The sequence below is a fragment of the Simplicispira sp. GW247-4R2A genome, from assembly GCF_059424465.1.
On record NZ_JBWKZM010000005.1, the window covers coordinates 87,950 to 105,859 of the forward strand.

The following is a 17,910-nucleotide window of genomic DNA, read 5'->3' on the forward strand; positions in this document are numbered from 1 at the left end:
TTACGGCACCCAAAGAAAGCCGATCCATCAGTGATCGGCTTTTTTTCGCCTGCCCGCATGGGCGCCTCGGCCCCACGCCGCCAGGCGTTGTCAACGGCGCTGCGCCTGTTCCGGGCTGAGCACAAAACCATACCGGTCTGGCAAGCTCTCGGTGGGGACTTCTTCCACCTCCCACGCGCCACGTTCAAGCGCATCGGCAACCAGCCCGGTATCCAGGCTGTGGACGAGGCCCAGCCCGGCGGCAGTCTCCAGATACACCCGGCCTTCTGTATCCAGCACGCATTTCGTGCCGAGTAAGTGGCTACCAATCTGCGACTGCAACTGCAGGTCTGGCAGCAGGCGCCAAACCCAGGGAGCGCACTCGAGTTCTACGTACACGCGCTGGGGGCCGTTTTGGAAGTACCACAGGCCACACGCATCGGCCTGGTAATTGCGGCCAATGAACGCCAGCAGCTTCTCATGGCGCAGCCATGAACCTTTGCTTTGTGCAAAGTTGCCTTTGGCCTGCACCTCGTCATCGCGCAGGTACCAGTGTCCGCGCGCATCGAGCCCAAGCCAGCCGTAGCACGCTGGGACGTTGGGCCACTTTGCCATGGCCTGTCGCACGATAGTGTCCATGCCACGATTTTGCACTGCAGGTCGCGGGCGATCCGCATGGAGACACCCGCTGAAATATTTCCCTCGCTGCACGCCTGTGTTGCGGCACAATTTCACAGCGCCGCAGCTGTGGCATTTCCGCCTTCTTGGGCCGGCGCGCATACCCATGAAGCGTTTTTTGATTCTGATGTTCACGGTGGTCGCGCTCAGCGGCTGCGGCTACAACGACTTCCAGCGACTGGATGAGCAGTCCAAGGCCGCCTGGAGCGAGGTTCTCAACCAGTACCAACGCCGGGCCGACCTGGTGCCCAACATCGTTGCCAGCGTGAAGGGCGAAGCGAACTTCGAGCAGGACACGCTCACCAAGGTAATTGAAGCGCGTGCCAAGGCCACTTCCATTCAAGCCACACCCGAAACACTCAACAACCCCGAAGCATTCGCCAAATTCCAGCAGGCACAGGGCGAACTGTCTGGCGCTTTGTCGCGGTTGATGGCAGTCTCCGAGCGCTACCCGACCTTGCAGGCGAACCAGGCCTTTCGCGATCTGCGCGTGACACTGGAGGGTACGGAAAACCGTATCACCATCGCCCGCAACCGCTACATCCAGACCGTGCAGCAGTACAACGTGCTGGCGCGCAGCTTCCCCACCAACCTTACAGCGAAGGTGTTCAGCTACGAGGCAAAGCCGACTTTCGCTGTACAGAACGAAGCGCAGATCTCGCAGCCGCCTGTCGTGGATTTCTCGGCGCCGAAGAAATAACTCCGCGGCTTGGCGACGAAATTTAAAGAAAATATGCCTCTAGCGCTTATAAGGTATACGCTAGCAGCTATTTTTTTAATAGCATTTTCACCGCTTTCTGGTTGGGCGCAGGCACTGCTGCCCGTCCCCGCTCTCACAGCCCATGTGCTCGATCAGACAAACACCCTGGACGCGACGCAGACTGGCAGCCTGGAAGCTCGGCTCACCGAGCTTGAAAAGCGCGAAGGCACGCAACTGGTCGTGCTGATGGTGGACAGCACGGCACCAGAAGACATCGCTTCGTTTGCCAATCGGGTCGGCAACACCTGGAAAATTGGCCGGCCTGACGTGGGCGACGGCTTGATCATCGTCGTCGCCAAGCGGGACCGGAAGATGCGCATCGAGGTGGCCAAGGCTCTTGAGGGCGCGATTCCCGACCTGGCTGCGGCCCGCATCATCGACCAGGCCATGAAGCCCAAGTTTCGCGATAACGATTTTGCTGGCGGTCTCAATGCTGCAATTGACCAGCTTGCCGCGCGTATTGCGGGCGAGCCTCTGCCCGAGCCAGCGCCTGGCGGATCGGCCCCGGCCGCGCAGTCGAGTTGGCTGGACATAGGTGGCATCGTGCTTTTTGCCGTACTGGGTGCAAGCCAAATAGTGAGTGCCCTGTTTGGCAAGCGCCTCGGGGCACTGCTGCTGGGTGCAGGCACGGGTTTGGCTATTTTTGTGTTTGGGGCGAGCCTCTTGGTCTCGCTGCTGGCAGCGATCGGTGCCGCGCTGTTCGTCCTGCTTGTCACCGGCGCAAGCAGATCGCCATGGGTTGGCGGAGGAGGCGGCTCCCATTGGGGTGGCGGCGGCTCCTCGTCTGGCGGTGGATTTTCTTCGGGCGGTGGCGGTGATTTCGGCGGCGGCGGCGCGTCAGGGGACTGGTGAGCATGGGCAGCTTATTCGATCGCCTGGCAAGACTTCTCAAGCACCAGTGGCTTGGCAGCGGCCGGTTGCCACGAGGCCTGTGTGGTGGCGCCATGCAGCGGCTCGCGGCCCGCGTGGCGCAGAGTGAAACACGCCACAGCGGCCAAATTCGCATTTGTCTGGAGGCATCACTTCCCTGGCGTTATGTGTGGCGCGATGCGCGCGCCCGGGAACGGGCCATCAGCTTGTTCGGCTCCCTTCGGGTCTGGGACACCGAGCACAACAACGGCGTTTTAATTTACCTACTGCTCGCCGAACGCTCCATCGAGATCGTGGCGGACCGCGCCTTGGCACGCCAGGTGCCGATGCCGGTATGGAGTGCGCTGATCGCGCGCATGGCCGAGACGCTTCGGTCGGAACGCTTTGAAGAGGCGCTCAACCAGGCGATCGACGAGGTGTCCGAGTTGCTGGAGACACACTGTGCAGGCTTGGCACGTACCGACAACGAGCTACCGGATACGCCCGTCATTGCCTCTGACGCGCTATAAAAAGAGTAGCTTCTCAGGCATATGGGTAAGCGTCAATGCCTGTTTTTACGCATTTATTGCCACACAAAAGAAAACCGCCCTTGGGCGGTTTTCTTTTGTGTGGCGGGGGTTCGCTCCGGCGCTGCTCAGCGCTTCTGGCGGAACTTGCGCAAAGCGGCAATCTGTGCGGCCATGATGGCCAGTTCAGACTGTGCGCGTGCCAGATCGAGCTCGCTCTTGGCATTCTTCACCGCCTCTTCGGCAGCGGCCTTGGCCTTGTTGGCCTTCTCGTCATCAAGATCCTTGCCGCGCACAGCCGTATCGGACAGGACGGTAACGCAATCGGGTTGAATCTCAAGAATGCCACCGGCGACAAAAACGAATTCTTCGCTGCCATCGGCCATTTCAATACGCACCGAGCCCGGCTTGATGCGGGTAATCAGCGGCGTGTGGCGTGGGTAAACGCCCAACTCGCCCGCTTCGCCGGGCAAGGCCACAAACCGCGCCTCACCGGAAAAGATGGACTCTTCGGCACTCACAACGTCGACATGTAGGGTGTTGGCCATCTGAATTCCTTTGGAAATCGTCAAAAAGCGGAAGCAAGAAAGACGGGCTGCCCTCCGGAGGAAGGTCGGCCCTGCCCTCTCTTACGCCATCTTCTTGCCTTTTTCGATGGCTTCGTCGATGCCGCCCACCATGTAGAAGGCTTGTTCAGGCAGGTGGTCGCACTCGCCATTCACAATCATCTTGAAACCACGAATGGTTTCGGACAGCGGAACGTACTTGCCCGGCGAACCCGTGAACACTTCGGCCACGTGGAAAGGCTGCGAGAGGAAGCGCTGAATTTTCCGGGCGCGGGCCACGGCCAGCTTGTCCTCAGGCGCCAGATCGTCCATGCCCATGATGGCGATGATGTCGCGCAGCTCGCGGTACCGCTGCAGCGTGCCTTGCACGGCGCGCGCGGTGTCGTAGTGGTCCTGGCCCACGACCAGCGGATCGAGCTGGCGGCTGGTGGAGTCCAGCGGGTCCACGGCGGGGTAGATACCGAGCGAAGCGATATCACGCGAGAGCACCACGGTCGAGTCCAAGTGAGCGAACGTGGTGGCAGGCGAGGGGTCGGTCAAGTCGTCCGCAGGCACGTACACGGCCTGAATCGAGGTGATCGAGCCCACCTTGGTGGAGGTGATACGCTCTTGCAGGCGGCCCATTTCCTCGGCCAGCGTCGGCTGGTAGCCCACGGCGGAAGGCATACGGCCCAGCAGTGCGGACACTTCGGTACCGGCCAGCGTGTAGCGGTAGATGTTGTCCACGAAGAACAGCACGTCGCGGCCTTCGTCGCGGAACGACTCGGCGATGGTCAGACCTGTCAATGCCACGCGCAGACGGTTGCCCGGGGGCTCGTTCATCTGGCCGTACACCATGGCCACCTTGGAGTTCGACAGATCGTCGAGATCCACCACTTTGGAGTCGGCCATCTCATGGTAGAAGTCGTTGCCTTCGCGGGTACGCTCCCCCACACCGGCGAACACCGACAGACCGCTGTGCGCCTTGGCGATGTTGTTGATGAGTTCCATCATGTTCACGGTCTTGCCCACACCAGCACCGCCGAACAGACCCACCTTGCCGCCCTTGGCAAACGGGCAGATCAGGTCGATCACCTTGATGCCGGTTTCCAGCAGTTCCTGCGAAGGGCTCAGTTCGTCGTACGTGGGCGCCTTGCGATGGATGGAGGCCGTCAGCTCGTCGCTCACCGGGCCGCGCTCGTCAATAGGCGTCCCAAGCACGTCCATGATGCGGCCCAGCGTGGCCTTGCCCACGGGAACCGTAATCGGATTGCCGGTGTTGGACACCATCAGGCCGCGACGCAGGCCGTCAGATGAGCCGAGCGCAATGGTGCGCACGATGCCGTCGCCAAGCTGCTGCTGCACTTCGAGCGTGAGCGCCGTGCCTTCGAGCTTGAGCGCGTCGTAAATATGCGGCATGCGGTCCCGGGGGAACTCTACGTCCACCACGGCGCCGATACATTGAACAATTTTTCCTTGGGCTTGAGCCATTTTTTGCTCCAGTAAATTTGAATCTTGCGGTGCTGTGGGCACGGTGATCAGCCGCTGATCGCGGCCGCGCCGGACACGATTTCAGACAACTCTTTGGTGATCGCGGCCTGGCGGGTCTTGTTGTAGACCAGCTTGAGTTCGCCGATCACGTTGCCAGCGTTGTCAGTGGCGGCCTTCATGGCTACCATGCGCGCCGCGTGTTCGGAAGCCATGTTTTCTGCCACGGCCTGGTAGACCAGTGCCTCGACATAGCGCACCAGCAACTCATCGATAACGCTCTGCGCATCAGGCTCGTAGATGTAGTCCCAGCCATGCTGCGTCCCGCTGGCCTTGCTTTCCTCGTGCATCGCCGCTGCCGACAACGGAAGCAAAGGTCGCACCGTGGGCTCTTGCTTCATGGTGCTGACAAAATCGTTGTAGCACAGGTAGACCGCGCTTACTTCGCCCTTGACGTAGGCATCAAGCAAGACCTTGACCGGCCCGATCAGCCGGTCCAGATGCGGCTTGTCGCCAAGCTGCGTCGCATGCGCCACCACCTTGGCACCCACACGGTTGAGAAAACCCAGTCCCTTGCTGCCAATAGCCACCGCCTGAACGGTCTTGCCGGCGGCTTGCGTCTCGCGCAGCTTGACCGTCAAGGCTCGCAACAGATTGGTGTTGAGGCCACCACACAACCCCTTGTCGGTGGTCACCACGATGAAGCCCACCGACTTGCCGTCGTTGGCCTTCATGAAGGTGTGCACATACTCGGGGTTGGCCTGGCCCAGATGGCTGGCGATGTTGCGGATTTTCTCGCTGTACGGACGGGCGGCGCGCATACGCTCCTGCGCCTTGCGCATCTTGGACACGGAGATCATCTCCATGGCCTTGGTGATCTTCTTGGTGTTTTCCACCGATTTGATCTTGGTGCGTAGTTCCTTGCCTGCTGCCATCGATGGCTCCTAGTTCGTCAGGTGGAAAACAATCAGGCGAAGGTCTTCTTGAATGCGCTCACAGCAGCAGTCAGTTCGGCCTCAGCATCCTTGTCCAGGGCCTTGCTCTCTTCGAGCTTGGCCAACAGGGCAACATGCTTGTCCTTCAGCCAGCCATGCAAGCCATGCTCGAATGGCAGAACCTGTTTGACTTCGATGTCGTCCATGAAACCCTTGTTCACGGCGAACAGCGAAGCACCCATCAGGCTGATGGGCAGCGGGCTGTATTGCGCTTGCTTGAGCAGCTCGGTCACACGGGCGCCCCGGTCGAGCTGCTTGCGGGTGGACTCGTCCAGATCGGAGGCGAACTGCGCAAACGCAGCCAGCTCACGGTACTGGGCCAAGTCGGTGCGAATACCACCGGACTGGCCTTTGATAATCTTCGTCTGGGCCGAAGAACCCACACGCGAGACCGAAATACCGGCGTTGATGGCAGGGCGAACGCCCGCGTTGAACAGCGAGGTTTCCAGGAAGATCTGGCCATCGGTGATCGAGATCACGTTGGTCGGCACGAAAGCGGACACGTCGCCAGCCTGCGTCTCGATGATAGGCAGCGCCGTCAACGAACCGGTCTTGCCTTTCACAGCACCCTTGGTGAAATCTTCGACGTATTTGTCGTTCACGCGCGCTGCGCGCTCAAGCAGACGGCTGTGGAGATAGAACACATCGCCGGGGTAGGCTTCGCGGCCTGGTGGACGGCGCAGCAACAAGGACACTTGGCGGTAGGCCACAGCTTGCTTGGACAGATCGTCGTACACGATCAGAGCGTCCTGGCCGCGGTCGCGGAAGTACTCACCCATGGTGCAGCCGGAGTAGGCCGACACGTACTGCATGGCAGCAGATTCGGAAGCGGAGGCAGCCACGACGATGGTGTATTCCATTGCGCCGGCCTGCTCCAGTGCGCGCACCACGTTCTTGATCGACGAAGCCTTCTGGCCGATCGCAACGTACACGCAGGTCATGTTCTGACCCTTCTGGTTGATGATCGCGTCGATCGCCACCGCGGTCTTGCCGGTCTGGCGGTCGCCAATGATCAGTTCGCGCTGGCCGCGGCCGATAGGCACCATGGAGTCAATCGACTTCAAGCCAGTCTGCATTGGCTGGTCCACGGACTTGCGTGCGATCACGCCAGGCGCGACTTTTTCAATCACGTCGGTCATCTTGGCGTTGATCGGACCCTTTCCGTCAATCGGCTGGCCAAGCGCATCGACCACGCGGCCGATCAACTCGGGGCCTACAGGCACCTCCAGAATACGGCCCGTGCACTTGACGGTATTGCCTTCAGAGATGTGCTCGTACTCACCCAGAACCACGGCGCCGACCGAGTCGCGCTCAAGGTTCAGCGCCAGTCCATAGGTGGGCGTGCCATCGGCCGTAGCGGGAAACTCGAGCATTTCGCCCTGCATCACGTCCGACAGGCCGTGAATGCGCACGATACCGTCCGACACGGACACCACAGTGCCTTGGTTGCGGATATCGGAACCGACCGCGAGACCTTCAATGCGGCTCTTGATCAGCTCGGAAATTTCTGCGGGATTGAGTTGCATGACTCTTTCCTTCTTTCGTTGGTTTGCCTAGGGCCCCAGAACGCACTTCAGGCGGTAAGGGCGGCTTTCATTTGTTCAAGACGGGCTTTGACCGAGGTATCGAGCACTTCGTCGCCCACCACCACGCGAATGCCACCAATCAGAGATTCGTCGCGCTGCACACTCAGGTTCAGCTTGCGAGCAAAACGCTTTTCCAGCGTGGATCCGAGGTCGCTCAAGGCCGAGGCGTCCATGGCGAAGGCGCTGTAGACCACCGCATCGGAAGAGCCTCTCAGGCGATTGACCAAGGCGCGAAACTGGCTAGCGATCTCCGGCAGCGCTTCCACGCGGCCGTTATCGATCACGGTGCGCAGAAAATTCTGCGCCAGTGCTGGAAGCGCCACACCCACGACCCCGGACATCACATCAAAAATCTGCTCCGATGTGACCTTGGGATTGCCAACAAGTTGTAGCAGCGCAGGGCTAGCGGCAACGGAGCCAATTCGGTCCACCCAGTCGAGCGCAGCGCGTGAAGCGCCCTCGCCCTGGTCGGTGCAAGCCTTGAACAGCGCTTCCGCATAGGGACGTGCAATGGTCGCAATTTCGGCCATGGTTGCCCCTTACAGTTCGGTCTTCAAGCGGCCAAGCAGGTCTGCGTGGACGCCGGCATCGACCTCCTTGCGCAGGATTTGCTCGGCACCCTTGACGGCCAGCACTGCCACCTGCTCACGCAGGGCCTCACGGGCCTTGACAGACTGCTGTTCAGCTTCCGTCCGGGCAGCAGCCACGATTTTCGCTGCTTCCTCGCTGGCGCGGACCTTGGCTTCTTCAATAATGGCCTGGGCGCGGCGATCCGCGTCGGCAAGACGTGTCGCCGTCTCGCTTCGCGTCTGCGCCAGTTCTTGCTCAACGCGCTGGTTGGCAGCGCTCAGCTCGGACTTGGCACGGTCGGCAGCAGCGAGGCCATCGGCGATTTTCAGGGCTCGTTCATCCAGTGCCTTCGCGACCGGGGGCCACACGAACTTCATCGTGAACAGCACCAGAATCAAAAAGACAATGGCCTGAACGAACAGGGTCGCATTGATACTCACGGCAACACCTTTCTAAGTGGGCGTTGAAGGGTGCTTAGGCCGCCAGGACGAAGGGGTTGGCGAAAGCGAACAGCAGGGCGATGGCCACACCAATCAGGAAGGCGGCGTCGATCAGACCAGCCAGAACGAACATCTTGGTTTGCAGTTCGTTGATCAGTTCAGGCTGGCGTGCCGAAGCTTCCAGGAACTTGCCACCCATCAGGCCAATACCGATGGAAGCGCCAATAGCACCCAGGCCGACGATAAGACCGCAACCCAGAGCGACGAGACCGAGAATGTGTTCCATGATGACTCCTAATTGAAAAAGCTAAGTTGAAAAAGAAAAGGGAAATGATCAGTGAGAATCATGTGCCTGGCCGAGGTAAATCAGCGTCAGCATCATGAAAATGAAGGCTTGCAGGGTAATGATCAGAATGTGAAAGATCGCCCAAATCGAGCCCGCAATAATTTGTCCCAACGGGAGCAACACACCAGAGATTGATATGGCCGCCGCACCACCCATCAGAGCGATCAGCATGAACACCAACTCACCAGCGTACATATTGCCAAACAGTCGCATACCGTGCGACACCGTTTTGGCAACGTATTCGATGATCTGCATGAGCAGATTGATCACTCCGAGAATCAGAGCAAAAACAGGATTCTTGCTGGTACCAAAAGGCGCCGTAACGAGTTCGTGCGTCCAGCCGCCGAGGCCCTTAATTTTGACGCTATAAATCAAGCAGAGAACCAGCACCGAGACAGACAAGCCAAGGGTGGTCGAAAGATCCGCCGTCGGCACGATGCGCAGATAAGCATGGTGGGGATTGTGACCGGCAGCGCCATAGATTTGCGCCCAAATGGCAGGCAGCAAATCCACCGGCAACAGGTCCATGGCATTCATCAGAAAAATCCAGACAAACACCGTCAGAGCCAAGGGAGCAATCAGCTTGCGGCTTTGCGCATTGTGGATCGTCGCTTTGGCCTGGGTATCAACCATTTCAACCATCATTTCCACTGCCGCTTGCCAGCGACCCGGAACACCAGACGTCGCCTTGCGCGCCGCCAGCCAGAAAAAGAGCAAACCCAACACCCCCACCACCAGACTGAAGATGACGGAGTCGTAATTCACCACCGACATATCGATGATGAATTTTTGCTTGCCATTTTGAAGATGCTGCAGATGGTGAACAATGTATTCACTTGCAGTTAGAGCGTGCGCTTCAGCGGCCATCGGACAACTCTTCTCTCAATCTATCGGTTTTCGGACACCGGACCGTGCCAGCAGCACGAACCAGTACGTTTTCATTGTTACCACCATTCCGGCAAGCAGCGCCAGCCAGTTCAGCGGCTGCAACCAGCGCAGCGCAATGCCGAGCATGGCCACAGTCAACGCAATCTTCGCCATCTCCCAGACAAAAAACCCTGCCAACACCCCGCCGGCCGTATGCCTGGCATGAGCCAGGCCACGCGCAAACAGCGCCGCCGGAACCACCACACACAGAGCACCCCAGGCAGAAGACTTCGCCGCGGCAAAGTCTTGCGTGACGATCCAGACCAGCAAGGTGACCAGAAGGCCAACCAGCAACTGCCCGAATACCAAACGCCACACAGACAAGGTCGGATGGCGCTTGCGCCATTCGAGCGCCTGTTCAGGCGTCAGGGGCTTGAACTCAGGTTCTTCGTCCTCAGCTTCGTGCCTGGGGGTGACGTCATTCACATGGGCCTCCCCGAATCGGCGTGTCGAAACTTTTTTCACAAAAGCCTCTCATTATAAGTAAAAACCCGCGAGCATCACCAAAATTTCACATGATGCATTGGGGTTGCCCATCCCATGTTGTTGTTCCACGGCCAACTTGGCTTGCATGTGCTGCTCGTGCACAGATCTAAACGTCCGCACCATGGTTGCGTCTATCGCTTACGGCATATCACAATACAGCTATCAATTGGGAAGTAAATTGACACGATGAGCTCTTCCAACTCTGACCATCCGGTCATCGCCTCCGACGCCCGCAAGGAGTCGCTGATCGAGTATCCGTCGCGCTTCCCCATCAAAGTTATGGGGGCAAATGTCGCTGAGTTGGTGCCGGGGCTGATTGAAGTCACCAAGCAGTTCGATACCGATTTCGAGGGGGCAAGCGTTGAGCTGCACCCCAGTCGCGCCGGCAAGTACTTGGGCGTGACACTGACCATCAACGCCACCAGCCGCGAACAGCTTGACGACCTCTACCGGGCACTCACCTCTCACCCGCTTGTGAAAGTGGTGCTGTGATCAGCCCGATGGAGTTGCGCCGTCTTGGCCGCGTCGACTATGAAGACACCTACGCTTCCATGTGGGAGTTCACCGCGCAGCGCCCTGAAGACGGGCCCGATCAGCTATGGATCTGTGAGCATTCACCGGTGTTCACGCAGGGTATTTCAGGTCGGGCCGAACATGTGCTGGCGGCAGGGGAAATTCCCGTGGTGGCAAGCAACCGCGGCGGGCAGGTGACATTCCACGGGCCCGGCCAAGTGGTTGCGTACCCACTGATCGATTTGCGCCGCGCAGGCTACTACGTCAAAGAATATGTCTACCGCCTGGAAGAAGCCGTCATCCGCACCCTGGCCCACTTTGGCGTGACGGGCCATCGCGTCGCCCACGCGCCGGGCATTTACGTACGGCTGGACGATCCTGCCAGCCATGCTTTACTCCCCGAGCGACCCAGCAGAGACACTTCTGCCGGGCCCAGGCAGGCGCCCGACTTCACAGGCCTGGGCAAAATCTCGGCGCTCGGCATTAAAGTCTCGCGCCACTGCACGCTGCACGGCGTGGCACTCAACGTGGCCATGGACCTGGAACCCTTCGAGCGTATCAACCCATGTGGCTACGCGGGTTTGCGCACCGTGGATCTTTCTACAATCGGGGTCCACACCACTTGGGAAGAAGCGGCACACGTGCTCGGCAAACAGCTGATCACGCGCCTTGCACCCTGACTCCACCACGTAGCCATGAGCACCTCCGACGTCGTCCGCGAAGCGCAAACCAGCGCCAAATACAACCCGTTCACCAAACAGAAGGCCGCTGCGAAGCTCTCGCGCATCCCCGTCAAGGTCGAGCAAGGGCCAGTGCTGAAAAAACCCGAATGGATTCGTGTCAAGGCCGGCTCACCGAGCACGCGCTTCTACGAAATCAAGAGCATCCTGCGCGAGCACAAGCTGCATACGGTGTGCGAAGAGGCGAGTTGCCCGAATATCGGCGAGTGCTTTGGCAATGGGACAGCGACGTTCATGATCATGGGCGACAAGTGCACGCGTCGCTGCCCATTTTGCGACGTCGGCCACGGTCGGCCCGACGCGCTCGACAAGGACGAGCCGCTGAACCTGGCGCGCACCATCGCGGCGCTGCGCCTGAAATACGCAGTGATCACCAGTGTTGACCGCGACGATCTGCGCGATGGCGGGGCCGGGCATTTCGTCGAGTGCATCCAGAACATCCGCTCGCTCTCGCCGAGCACGCAAATTGAAATTCTCACACCCGATTTTCGTGGACGCGATGACCGCGCACTCAGCATTCTGGCCACCGCACTGCCCGACGTGATGAACCACAACCTGGAGACCGCACCGCGCCTGTACAAGGAAGCGCGCCCAGGCAGCGACTACCAGTTCTCGCTGAACTTGCTGAAGAAGTTCAAGGCGCTTCACCCGAACGTGCCGACCAAGAGCGGCATCATGGTTGGTCTGGGCGAGACGGACGAAGAAATCCTCGATGTAATGCGCGACCTGCGTGCGCATGGTGTAAGCATGCTGACTGTTGGCCAATACCTGGCGCCCAGCAGCAGCCACCTGCCCGTGCGCCGCTATGTGCACCCCGACCAGTTCAAGCAAATTGAAGAAGCCGCTTATGCCATGGGCTTCACGCACGCCGCCGTGGGCGCCATGGTGCGGTCGAGCTACCACGCAGATCAGCAAGCCAAGTCGGCTGGCGTGTAGGTGCCAGCCAGTCGGCGGCGCACAGGAACCGTCCAACAGTCTTGCACCGGGCATTTCACGGCCCATCAAGCAACCCTTGAGCGACGGCGCGTGCGCCAAACTTGCTTGCGCTTACAGGCCGATCTGTGCGCCCTGGCCGCCATCGCCCTGTGCGCTGCCCTTGCCTCGCTCGCAGTATCGCGGTATCACCCTCCCATGTGCCGCCCTTTCTACCGACTGGCATTGCGCCGACGATCAGAAACGCTCCGGCATGGCGATCTCCAGAGGGCGTGAGCTGAGCGGAATGCTCTCCTGAGGGCTATGCTGGCGCTGGCTTCGGCCGTCCTCTGGGCTACCTATTCGCGGCTGACCAAGCACGCGGCAGCTCTCCAAGCCAACTATATTTTATATAGCGAATCACTGGGCTGCGCCACGCGAAACCCGGCACACTCGCCCCCTTCCAGTACTTGCTGCGCCCACAGCCGGAGCTTGCGCGTGTCGGCGCGCAACACCTCCTGTTTGACTGCCAGGATCTGCGCCGGGTGCATCGAGAAGGTCCGCAGGCCAAGCCCCAGGAGCAGCCTCGTAAGGCCCAGGTCACCCGCCATTTCACCGCACACCGACACGCTCTTGCCCTGAGCGCGGCTTTCGGCGATCACACCGGCAATCAGGCACAGCACCGCCGGATGCATGGGGTCGTACAGGTCGGCCACCGCCTCGTCGGCCCGGTCGATGGCAAGCGTGTATTGAATCAAATCGTTGGTGCCAATCGATAGAAAATCGAAATGGCGCAGGAACATGCGCACCGTGAGTGCCGCAGCGGGCACTTCAATCATCGCGCCCAGGCGCACGGCGCCGTACACGGCACCGCGGTCGTCGAGCTCGGTCTGGGCGAGGCGCACATGCGCCAGTGTCTGGCGAATCTCTTCGGCATTCACCAGCATCGGGAACATCATGCTCACGCGGCCATGCGCAGCCGCGCGCAGCACCGCACGCACCTGGGTGCGAAACATGGCGGGATCGGCCAGGCTCCAGCGGATGGCACGCAGGCCGAGCGCAGGATTGAGCGAATCGTCCTTGCGAGCGCGATCGAGCGGTTTGTCCGCCCCAATATCGAGCGTGCGAATGGTGACGGGCAGGCCCTGCATGGCTTCCACCGCTTCGCGGTAGGCAAGGTACTGCTCTTCCTCGTCGGGCAGCTTCCCGCTGCGCCCCATGAACAGGAATTCGGTGCGAAAAAGTCCAACGCCCACAGCGCCCGCGGCAATAGCGCTTGCACCGTCTGCAGGCAATTCAATATTGGCGAGCAGCTCAATCTTTTCGCCGTCGATGGTCACGCAGGGGGTGTGGCGCAGGCGGCTCAGGCGCTCGCGCTCAAGCTCAATCTGGCGCTGGCGGAAACCGTATTCGGCCAGGATGATGGCCGAGGGGTCGACGATGATCACACCGGCATCGCCGTCGATGATGACCCAGTCGTCTTGACGCACCAGTTGGCTGGCCGCGCGCGCGCCCACCACTGCGGGAATATCCATGCTGCGCGCAACAATGGCGGTGTGCGATGTCTTGCCGCCCACGTCAGTGACAAAACCGGCGAACACGCTCTTTTTGAACTGCAGCATGTCGGCAGGCGAGAGGTCGTGCGCCACCAGCACCAGGGGCACGTCTTCGGTGTCGTCCAGCAGCAGATCCTGCTGCGTCTTGCGGCGTGGGCTGGGGACCGGAGGCGCCACAGGGTTGGGCACGCCCTTCATGTGCCGCAAGATGCGCTCGACCACTTGCTCGAGGTCGGCCTTGCGCTCGCGCAGATAGTCGTCCTCCATTTCGTCAAACTGGCGCGCGATGAGTTCGAGCTGCGTGGTCAGGGCCCATTCGGCGTTGTACAGGCGCTCGGTGATCCAGTGCTTGACGCCAGAGACGAGCATCTCGTCTTGCAACAGCATGATGTGCACATCCAGCAGCGCACCCAGTTCCGGCGGTGCGTCCTGGGGCATGTCGGCCTGCAGCCGCGAGAGCTCCTGCATCACGGCGTTGCGTCCGCTGCGCACACGCTCGATTTCACTCGGCACCTGGTGCGCGTCGATGAAGTAGTGCGCCACGTCGACGCGGCTCGAACCCACCAGCACGGCGCGCCCGATGGCAATGCCGCGCGCGACGGCCAGGCCGGGAACTGAAAATGTCATATACGGCGCCTCCAGCCACGGACCTGCGCTACGGGGTGCGCATGGTGCATGGCTATTGCCCTTCTCCAAACTTGTCGTCGATCATGGCCAGCAGCGCGTCCATGGCCTCCTGCTCCTGCGGGCCATCGGTTTCAATTTCGATTTCGACCCCCATGCCTGCGGCCAGCATCATCACGCCCATGATGCTTTTCGCATTGATACGGCGTTCGCCCCGGCTCATCCACACGCTACACGGGAACGCGGCGGCCACCTTGGTGAGTTTGGCCGAAGCGCGGGCATGCAGGCCAAGCTGGTTGCTAATCGTCTTGCGGGTCTTGATCATGGGTGTTGTGTACAGGTTTTTGCGGTGTTTGCACTGCCACTTGCATCACACCCTGGGTACCTCCCACCAGAGCACGCTGTACCAGCAGATCAAGCGCCTCCGCGCGGTAGCTCACGGCGCGCAGCAGCATGGGCAGGTTCAAGCCCGTGACCAGGCACGCGCCGCTGCGACCCTCCACCAAGCGCTGGGCAATGTTGCAGGGTGTGGCGCCGAAGAGGTCGGTGAGCACCAGCAAAGGGCGTTCGGCGGCATCGGCGATCAACGCCTTGGCCTCTTGGAGACTTGCCTCCGGAGCGGCATCGGGCGGCACGTCGAGCACGCGCACCGCGTCCCCGCAATCGGGAAACACGTGCAGCGCACACGCGCGAGCCGCATGCGCTAGCGGAGCGTGGGCAATGAGAAGGATGAGAGTGTTCATGCAAGAGACGCTTACGGATCATTATGGCCGGCCTGCTGTCCGCACGAACCACAGCCAGGCCGCCAGATTACAGGCAAGGTAGAGGCCAAGCGCAGCCCGAAACGCAGCCAGTTGCGTCCAGCCCACAGCGCCAAAGGCATCGACGACAAGGCCAATGCCCCATTGCAAGACAAACACGCCAGCAAATACCACCAGGTTGTAAGCCGAAAGCCCACGCCCTGCCACACCTGCCTCGAACGCCATCGCCACAGCGGGCAGGGACAACGACATGACCGTGCAGGAAACGCAGTACAGCGCCCAGGCCCAGGTGCCTGCTCGCGGCCCCAGCCCCAAAATGCCCAGCATCACGCACAGCGACAACGGCACGCCGCGCGCCATTACCCGGTTCACGTCCATGCCGTTGCGCGCCATCCAGGGCCCGAGAAAACCCCAGGTCCAGAACGTGCACAGCATGGACACGTTGATCCAGAACAAGCCCGTCGCCGCCTCCAGCGCGCCGTAGTGCGACACGCGCTGCAGCCAGGGCCCGGCCCACAGCGTCTGCATGGCCATCATGCCGCCGTAGGTGAAGAAGCCCAGCGGGGCTATCCGCCGAAAGTACGAATCGCGCCAGACCGCCGCGTAACCCGGCGCAGGCTGGCCGAGACCAGGGACCGTTGTGGGCTTGCGCCAGGCAGGCACAGCCAGCGCAATCCAGCCGGCCGACAGCAGTACCAGAGCGGCAATGCCCCAGAACATGACTCGCCAGCCTACCAGGGGCAGCAACCATTGCACTGGCAGGGTAGACGCCACCATGCCGAGGGAACCGGTCATCAGCATCCATGAGTTCGCCCGCAACTGCGCCGCCGGGCTGTACCAGCATCGGTAACCTGTCAGAGGCGCCATCAGGCAGGCGCTCACACCAGCGCCAAACAGCACACGCCCGACCAGCAGGCCAGAAAAACCGCTGGCCTGCGCAAACACCAGGCAGCCTGCCACCGCGACACCCAGAAACGCCAGGAGCACCTTGCGCGGCCCGTGGCAATCGAGCCAATGGCCGAGCGGCAGTTGGGGCACGGCAAAGCCCAGAAAGTAACCACCCGAAAGCAGCCCCAGCTCCCCCGCGCTCAGTGAGAACGCCTGCGCCAACGTGGGCGCGAGGGTCGCCGTTACAGTGCGGAGCAGCGCCGAGAGGAAATACGCAGCCGCAAAGGGCAGGAAGATCAACACTGCCGCCCGGCGCGCCAGAAGGCTCACCGCAACACCAGGGCTTCGAAAAATGCGTCGGCCGTCGCCGCTGGCAGTTCGCTGCCATACACCATGGCATGGCACGCGTGTACCGCGCCATGCTGCACCCGGGCAAACCAGGCCGCCTGCATCTACATGGCGCTGCCGCCGGGCAGGCGCCCCATGGCGCTGGTTCGCACTGCCTGGGGCAGGCCCAGTCCACCAGCGGGTTGGAACGGGCTGTCTTTGGCATCACGCGCCTGTGCGGCCGCAAGCACTGCGGCACGCCAGTGTGCAAGCGCCGCACCGGCCATCGAAGGCTCGGCCAGCACGGCGCAAGCCACGGCAAAGGTGAGGCCCGACGCGCCACAACCCTGCATGATCACCTGCGCGGATTGGCCTGCCAGATCCACGCTGTGCTCGACGCGATCGGGTTTGCACGGCAAACTCGCTTGCATGCCCAGTTCTGGCAGCGGCAGGCTGCGCCACTCCAGCGCCGGACCGCAAGCAGCAAGCCCGCTCGAAAACAGACAAAAAACCAGGAGGGCGCGTAAAAACATGGCCCGATTATGGCCACGCGGCCCTGTTAAGGGCGGCCCGCGGCCAAGCGCTCTGGGAACCTGCACGCGATCTCAATGAATCTGGGAACCAAAGGGGCCGCGCGCCAATCTCAGCGCAGTGCCGCCGCGTGGCGCACAATGGCGATTTGGAATTTACTCGGGGTGGCGCATGCGTACGAAGACGGTTTGGACAGTCTTGGCGGTGGTCGCGTTTGCAGCGATCGGCACTTGGCTGTTCTTGAACACTTCGCCCAAGCCCGCGCCACAATCGACATTCGTGCTGCTTGATGCCAGCAAGCTAAGCACCGAGGACCTGCGGGGCAAAGTCACGCTGGTCAATTTCTGGGCCACCAGTTGCACGACCTGCGTGGCCGAAATGCCAGAGCTGATTGCCACCCACCACAAATACCATGCACGCGGCTACGACACCCTCGCCGTGGCCATGAATTACGACCCGCCCAGCTATGTCGTGAACTTCGTCGAGACACGCAAAATTCCCTTCCAGGTCGCGCTCGACAATACCGGTGCGATTGCCAAAGCCTGGGGCGATGTACAGCTCACGCCGACAACGTACCTCGTGAACAAGCGTGGCGAAATCGTGAAAACCTATGTCGGTCCACCCAATTTCGATGAGCTGCACCAACTCATAGAAAAGCTGCTCGCAGAGGCCTGAGCGCCATTGAGTAGGGTTCTGGCCTGGCCCAGATCAGAGCCGGGGAAGGCGCTGGGCAATATCCTTTCGCAGGTTAATTTTTAGTGAAAATGGTCTCTTGCGCTTACCAATAGAGCGCCTGCAGCTATTAATTTTATAGTTTTGTTTGTTGAGATCGCTACCGTGACAAGCCTTGCAACTGCTGCCGGTACGCAGTGGCGGTTGCCG

23 protein-coding genes are annotated in these 17,910 nt (G+C 60.9%); 7 read left to right on the top strand and 16 right to left on the bottom strand.

The features are described from left to right. Positions 1-90: 90 nt before the first annotated feature. The gene (locus AC07ZH_RS05445; protein WP_495198879.1) at positions 91-618 is read right to left on the bottom strand and encodes a DUF2946 family protein; all 528 of its coding nucleotides are present in this window, start codon (positions 616-618) and stop codon (positions 91-93) included. Between the two features lie 145 nt (positions 619-763). Here AC07ZH_RS05445 and AC07ZH_RS05450 point away from each other — a divergent pair, with 145 nt between their 5' ends. The 3 genes from AC07ZH_RS05450 to AC07ZH_RS05460 are packed head-to-tail and all read left to right on the top strand — an operon-like array spanning position 764 to position 2,796. Next, on the top strand, positions 764-1,357 hold the full coding sequence (locus AC07ZH_RS05450) for a LemA family protein (protein WP_495198880.1): 594 nt from the start codon (positions 764-766) through the stop codon (positions 1,355-1,357). A 33-nt stretch (positions 1,358-1,390) separates the two neighbouring features. Continuing rightward, positions 1,391-2,269 (top strand): TPM domain-containing protein, encoded by an 879-nt coding sequence (locus tag AC07ZH_RS05455; RefSeq protein WP_495198881.1) that lies wholly within the window; start codon positions 1,391-1,393, stop codon positions 2,267-2,269. A 2-nt stretch (positions 2,270-2,271) separates the two neighbouring features. After that, entirely contained in the window at positions 2,272-2,796 is a 525-nt protein-coding gene (locus tag AC07ZH_RS05460; protein WP_495198882.1) for a TPM domain-containing protein, read from the top strand. 125 nt (positions 2,797-2,921) lie between these two features. On the opposite strand, the gene AC07ZH_RS05465 is transcribed toward AC07ZH_RS05460, so the two are convergent. From AC07ZH_RS05465 to AC07ZH_RS05505, 9 genes are all read right to left on the bottom strand, one after another. Beyond that, positions 2,922-3,341, bottom strand: coding sequence for a F0F1 ATP synthase subunit epsilon (locus AC07ZH_RS05465; RefSeq protein ID WP_119110016.1), 420 nt, complete (start codon positions 3,339-3,341; stop codon positions 2,922-2,924). An 81-nt stretch (positions 3,342-3,422) separates the two neighbouring features. After that, positions 3,423-4,829, bottom strand: a complete 1,407-nt coding sequence (gene atpD, locus AC07ZH_RS05470) for a F0F1 ATP synthase subunit beta (protein ID WP_119110015.1) — start codon at positions 4,827-4,829, stop codon at positions 3,423-3,425. Between the two features lie 47 nt (positions 4,830-4,876). Next, positions 4,877-5,761, bottom strand: coding sequence for a F0F1 ATP synthase subunit gamma (atpG, locus tag AC07ZH_RS05475; protein WP_119110014.1), 885 nt, complete (start codon positions 5,759-5,761; stop codon positions 4,877-4,879). Positions 5,762-5,793: 32 nt separating this feature from the next. After that, positions 5,794-7,347, bottom strand: a complete 1,554-nt coding sequence (atpA, locus tag AC07ZH_RS05480) for a F0F1 ATP synthase subunit alpha (protein WP_495198883.1) — start codon at positions 7,345-7,347, stop codon at positions 5,794-5,796. 47 nt (positions 7,348-7,394) lie between these two features. Continuing rightward, on the bottom strand, positions 7,395-7,937 hold the full coding sequence (locus AC07ZH_RS05485; RefSeq protein ID WP_119110012.1) for a F0F1 ATP synthase subunit delta: 543 nt from the start codon (positions 7,935-7,937) through the stop codon (positions 7,395-7,397). Positions 7,938-7,946: 9 nt separating this feature from the next. Next, positions 7,947-8,417 carry a F0F1 ATP synthase subunit B gene (locus AC07ZH_RS05490; protein WP_119110011.1) on the bottom strand — a complete coding sequence of 157 codons (471 nt, stop codon included), beginning with the start codon at positions 8,415-8,417 and terminating at the stop codon, positions 7,947-7,949. A 34-nt stretch (positions 8,418-8,451) separates the two neighbouring features. Then, positions 8,452-8,703 (bottom strand): F0F1 ATP synthase subunit C, encoded by a 252-nt coding sequence (gene atpE / locus AC07ZH_RS05495; protein WP_119110010.1) that lies wholly within the window; start codon positions 8,701-8,703, stop codon positions 8,452-8,454. Between the two features lie 48 nt (positions 8,704-8,751). Then, positions 8,752-9,630, bottom strand: a complete 879-nt coding sequence (atpB, locus tag AC07ZH_RS05500) for a F0F1 ATP synthase subunit A (protein WP_495198884.1) — start codon at positions 9,628-9,630, stop codon at positions 8,752-8,754. Between the two features lie 15 nt (positions 9,631-9,645). Then, positions 9,646-10,116, bottom strand: a complete 471-nt coding sequence (locus tag AC07ZH_RS05505; protein ID WP_495198885.1) for an ATP synthase subunit I — start codon at positions 10,114-10,116, stop codon at positions 9,646-9,648. 246 nt (positions 10,117-10,362) lie between these two features. Between AC07ZH_RS05505 and AC07ZH_RS05510 the strand changes: the two genes are divergently transcribed. Genes AC07ZH_RS05510 through lipA form a run of 3 tightly spaced genes read left to right on the top strand, consistent with a single transcriptional unit; the run spans position 10,363 to position 12,365 of the window. Beyond that, the gene (locus AC07ZH_RS05510; protein ID WP_495198886.1) at positions 10,363-10,668 is read left to right on the top strand and encodes a YbeD family protein; all 306 of its coding nucleotides are present in this window, start codon (positions 10,363-10,365) and stop codon (positions 10,666-10,668) included. 8 nt (positions 10,669-10,676) lie between these two features. Further along, positions 10,677-11,369 (top strand): lipoyl(octanoyl) transferase LipB, encoded by a 693-nt coding sequence (lipB, locus tag AC07ZH_RS05515; RefSeq protein ID WP_495198952.1) that lies wholly within the window; start codon positions 10,677-10,679, stop codon positions 11,367-11,369. 15 nt (positions 11,370-11,384) lie between these two features. Beyond that, positions 11,385-12,365: a lipoyl synthase gene (lipA, locus tag AC07ZH_RS05520; protein ID WP_119110005.1), complete on the top strand. Its 981-nt coding sequence runs from the start codon at positions 11,385-11,387 to the stop codon at positions 12,363-12,365. A gap of 377 nt (positions 12,366-12,742) precedes the next feature. Here lipA and ptsP read toward each other — a convergent pair whose 3' ends face one another. The 6 genes from ptsP to AC07ZH_RS05550 are packed head-to-tail and all read right to left on the bottom strand — an operon-like array spanning position 12,743 to position 17,030. Next, positions 12,743-14,524: a phosphoenolpyruvate--protein phosphotransferase gene (ptsP, locus tag AC07ZH_RS05525; RefSeq protein ID WP_495198887.1), complete on the bottom strand. Its 1,782-nt coding sequence runs from the start codon at positions 14,522-14,524 to the stop codon at positions 12,743-12,745. 52 nt (positions 14,525-14,576) lie between these two features. After that, the gene (locus AC07ZH_RS05530; RefSeq protein ID WP_495198888.1) at positions 14,577-14,846 is read right to left on the bottom strand and encodes an HPr family phosphocarrier protein; all 270 of its coding nucleotides are present in this window, start codon (positions 14,844-14,846) and stop codon (positions 14,577-14,579) included. Continuing rightward, complete coding sequence (locus AC07ZH_RS05535; RefSeq protein WP_495198889.1) at positions 14,821-15,264, bottom strand: PTS sugar transporter subunit IIA; 444 nt, start codon at positions 15,262-15,264, stop codon at positions 14,821-14,823. Before AC07ZH_RS05535 ends, AC07ZH_RS05530 begins: the two co-directional genes overlap by 26 nt. A gap of 21 nt (positions 15,265-15,285) precedes the next feature. Then, positions 15,286-16,500 carry an MFS transporter gene (locus tag AC07ZH_RS05540; protein ID WP_495198890.1) on the bottom strand — a complete coding sequence of 405 codons (1,215 nt, stop codon included), beginning with the start codon at positions 16,498-16,500 and terminating at the stop codon, positions 15,286-15,288. After that, complete coding sequence (locus tag AC07ZH_RS05545) at positions 16,497-16,622, bottom strand: hypothetical protein (RefSeq protein WP_495198891.1); 126 nt, start codon at positions 16,620-16,622, stop codon at positions 16,497-16,499. Before AC07ZH_RS05545 ends, AC07ZH_RS05540 begins: the two co-directional genes overlap by 4 nt. Beyond that, positions 16,623-17,030, bottom strand: a complete 408-nt coding sequence (locus AC07ZH_RS05550) for a hypothetical protein (protein WP_495198892.1) — start codon at positions 17,028-17,030, stop codon at positions 16,623-16,625. 169 nt (positions 17,031-17,199) lie between these two features. On the opposite strand from AC07ZH_RS05550, the gene AC07ZH_RS05555 reads away from it, so the two are divergent. Beyond that, the gene (locus AC07ZH_RS05555; protein WP_119109999.1) at positions 17,200-17,703 is read left to right on the top strand and encodes a TlpA family protein disulfide reductase; all 504 of its coding nucleotides are present in this window, start codon (positions 17,200-17,202) and stop codon (positions 17,701-17,703) included. Positions 17,704-17,910: the final 207 nt, after the last annotated feature.

What these genes read in the sequence shown, in the direction of transcription:
- AC07ZH_RS05445 (WP_495198879.1), bottom strand. Translation starts at nt 618, where the DNA reads ATGGACACTATCGTGCGACAGGCCATGGCAAAGTGGCCCAACGTCCCA.
- AC07ZH_RS05450 (WP_495198880.1), top strand. Translation starts at nt 764, where the DNA reads ATGAAGCGTTTTTTGATTCTGATGTTCACGGTGGTCGCGCTCAGCGGC.
- AC07ZH_RS05455 (WP_495198881.1), top strand. Translation starts at nt 1,391, where the DNA reads ATGCCTCTAGCGCTTATAAGGTATACGCTAGCAGCTATTTTTTTAATA.
- AC07ZH_RS05460 (WP_495198882.1), top strand. Translation starts at nt 2,272, where the DNA reads ATGGGCAGCTTATTCGATCGCCTGGCAAGACTTCTCAAGCACCAGTGG.
- AC07ZH_RS05465 (WP_119110016.1), bottom strand. Translation starts at nt 3,341, where the DNA reads ATGGCCAACACCCTACATGTCGACGTTGTGAGTGCCGAAGAGTCCATC.
- atpD (WP_119110015.1), bottom strand. Translation starts at nt 4,829, where the DNA reads ATGGCTCAAGCCCAAGGAAAAATTGTTCAATGTATCGGCGCCGTGGTG.
- atpG (WP_119110014.1), bottom strand. Translation starts at nt 5,761, where the DNA reads ATGGCAGCAGGCAAGGAACTACGCACCAAGATCAAATCGGTGGAAAAC.
- atpA (WP_495198883.1), bottom strand. Translation starts at nt 7,347, where the DNA reads ATGCAACTCAATCCCGCAGAAATTTCCGAGCTGATCAAGAGCCGCATT.
- AC07ZH_RS05485 (WP_119110012.1), bottom strand. Translation starts at nt 7,937, where the DNA reads ATGGCCGAAATTGCGACCATTGCACGTCCCTATGCGGAAGCGCTGTTC.
- atpE (WP_119110010.1), bottom strand. Translation starts at nt 8,703, where the DNA reads ATGGAACACATTCTCGGTCTCGTCGCTCTGGGTTGCGGTCTTATCGTC.
- atpB (WP_495198884.1), bottom strand. Translation starts at nt 9,630, where the DNA reads ATGGCCGCTGAAGCGCACGCTCTAACTGCAAGTGAATACATTGTTCAC.
- AC07ZH_RS05510 (WP_495198886.1), top strand. Translation starts at nt 10,363, where the DNA reads ATGAGCTCTTCCAACTCTGACCATCCGGTCATCGCCTCCGACGCCCGC.
- lipB (WP_495198952.1), top strand. Translation starts at nt 10,677, where the DNA reads ATGGAGTTGCGCCGTCTTGGCCGCGTCGACTATGAAGACACCTACGCT.
- lipA (WP_119110005.1), top strand. Translation starts at nt 11,385, where the DNA reads ATGAGCACCTCCGACGTCGTCCGCGAAGCGCAAACCAGCGCCAAATAC.
- ptsP (WP_495198887.1), bottom strand. Translation starts at nt 14,524, where the DNA reads ATGACATTTTCAGTTCCCGGCCTGGCCGTCGCGCGCGGCATTGCCATC.
- AC07ZH_RS05530 (WP_495198888.1), bottom strand. Translation starts at nt 14,846, where the DNA reads ATGATCAAGACCCGCAAGACGATTAGCAACCAGCTTGGCCTGCATGCC.
- AC07ZH_RS05535 (WP_495198889.1), bottom strand. Translation starts at nt 15,264, where the DNA reads ATGAACACTCTCATCCTTCTCATTGCCCACGCTCCGCTAGCGCATGCG.
- AC07ZH_RS05545 (WP_495198891.1), bottom strand. Translation starts at nt 16,622, where the DNA reads ATGCAGGCGGCCTGGTTTGCCCGGGTGCAGCATGGCGCGGTACACGCG.
- AC07ZH_RS05550 (WP_495198892.1), bottom strand. Translation starts at nt 17,030, where the DNA reads ATGTTTTTACGCGCCCTCCTGGTTTTTTGTCTGTTTTCGAGCGGGCTT.
- AC07ZH_RS05555 (WP_119109999.1), top strand. Translation starts at nt 17,200, where the DNA reads ATGCGTACGAAGACGGTTTGGACAGTCTTGGCGGTGGTCGCGTTTGCA.